This is a genomic window from Halomonas sp. ND22Bw (assembly GCF_003011945.1).
Taxonomy (GTDB): Bacteria; Pseudomonadota; Gammaproteobacteria; order Pseudomonadales; family Halomonadaceae; genus Halomonas; species Halomonas halophila.
Genome location: NZ_PXWD01001199.1, coordinates 1 through 259, shown reverse-complemented (window position 1 = coordinate 259; position 259 = coordinate 1). Strand labels below are relative to the sequence as shown.

General features: G+C 68.0%; 1 protein-coding gene. It reads left to right on the top strand.

From position 1 onward, the window contains the following. On the top strand, positions 1–259 hold a 259-nt coding region (locus CVH10_RS21965), incomplete at both ends, for an AAA family ATPase (RefSeq protein ID WP_146143271.1).

Here is a 259-nt window from a genome sequence, read left to right as displayed (position 1 = left end):
GAGCTGCCGCTGCGCTACCCCGAATTGTTCGAGCGGCTGGGCGTCGAGCCGCCCAAGGGCGTGTTGCTGCACGGCCCGCCCGGCACCGGCAAGACGCGGCTGGCGCGCGCGGTGGCGAACGAATCGGATGCGCAATTCTTCCTCATCAACGGGCCGGAGATCATGGGATCGGCCTATGGCGAGAGCGAGCAGCGGCTGCGGCAGGTGTTCGAGGAAGCGACCAAGGCCGCGCCGTCGATCGTGTTCATCGACGAGATCG